The sequence below is a fragment of the Dellaglioa sp. CoH-57-MRSF-22 genome, assembly GCF_056781895.1.
In genome coordinates this window covers 1-713 of sequence record NZ_JBXAXT010000033.1, presented here as the reverse complement: position 1 = coordinate 713, position 713 = coordinate 1, and the positions used below count along the sequence as shown (strand labels likewise).

General features: G+C 49.5%; 1 protein-coding gene. It reads left to right on the top strand.

What is annotated here, in order from left to right; genetic code table 11:
- Positions 1-465: 465 nt before the first annotated feature.
- Positions 466-713, top strand: a 248-nt coding sequence (locus AC1RPR_RS07945) for a hypothetical protein (protein ID WP_481763424.1), incomplete at its 3' end; no start/stop codon positions are given.

Genomic DNA, 713 nt, shown 5'->3' with positions numbered 1-713 from the left:
CCGTTGACATTATCAGAGAAAACAACATATTTCGAGCCGTCGTACAGCGCTGCCTGCCACGCACCATTATTTTGCAGAGGTGTGATTGCAGTCCACGTAATGCCATCTGTCGATGTTGCGATATATCCATTAGCACCGAACGCAACCATGTACGACCCAACTAGCATCAGGGCGCTGATCGAACCTCCTGCGGAGCTACGCAATGTTGGTGTCAACGTTCCCGTGAGAAGTCCTGCTGTACCGACCGCTCCCGGATTCGGAATAGTGTAGATTCCGGTTGTCGATGCCATTACGTACAAATTAGCTCCCGGCAAGAAAGCCAAGTCATTTATCAAACCACTGGACGTACCAATACTGTACGAACTCCACCCTGTCGATAAGTCAGCCGCGTTTGCGGTGTTCATCATGCCGTTTTGGTATGAGAACACAGTAACATAGCTTCCAATTATACGTGGAATCGTGGACGTGAAGGCACCCGATCCAATTGCCGTATTAACCTGCGAAGCAATCTTGAAACTGGATGCACCTGTTGCAAGATTACCGACCACCGCATATATAGTAGTCACCGAATTGTTTGTGGCTCCTATGCACAAAAGATGCGGATATGTGGCGTTACCTGTGGCAATGACCGCAAGCGGAGACGCAGATGAAGTCCCTGTTGCTGGCATCGTCACCGAAGTCCAACTAGAACCCTTATTGGTGCTGTATTGGAC